Below are 559 nucleotides of genomic sequence, written 5' to 3'. Positions count from 1 at the left end.
GAGGCGTAATATCGAAGCTGCCAAGCTAAATAGCCCAGAGTACCCATCCGATCCGCCAGCATTAGCCATCGCCGTAAATGCTGCAGACGACATCTGCTCACCTGCGTACTGGCTCCAGTCAACCATGTTTCTCGCCGGTGTTACCCTAGGTGCGGCGATTATTCAAAACCGTTGGTCTGAAGGCACCATTGACAGCAAATTGTCACGACTTTGGTACGCTGGGGTTTTCGCCCATAAACAACAGCATAATGAACTTGAGTCGCTAGACCTGTGTAATGCCGTTATCGAACTCGTTAAGCAAAGACGGCAAGGTCTTAGCAGCCTAGAGACGTTTATTCAACTCAAAGGGCTTTTCGCGCAGGTAATTAGGTGCCTATCCGCCAAGGTAAGCCACCAAACCCTTACTATGAGCGCCGCTCATCTCGACCAAAAGCAAACGAAAAAATTTGGGTTTATCAACCAGCTGAAGGATCTTTTGGGCGACCAAATTGAAGCAATTATTGTCTATGGGTCATCCATCAATAGCGACGAATTTTCCGACTATGATCTCATTGTTGTC

At 47.8% G+C, this 559-nt stretch carries 1 protein-coding gene; it reads left to right on the top strand.

Annotation, left to right across the window (positions count from 1 at the left end; translation table 11 throughout):
- On the top strand, positions 1-559 hold a 559-nt coding region (locus tag ACFQEU_RS17755; protein ID WP_379784302.1), incomplete at both ends, for a hypothetical protein.

Origin of the sequence: Halorubrum tibetense (genome assembly GCF_042661865.1) — an archaeon.
GTDB lineage: Archaea > Halobacteriota > Halobacteria > Halobacteriales > Haloferacaceae > Halorubrum > Halorubrum tibetense.
The sequence above is the reverse complement of the archived record's forward strand: the minus strand, read 5'-3'. Positions and strand labels throughout refer to the sequence as shown.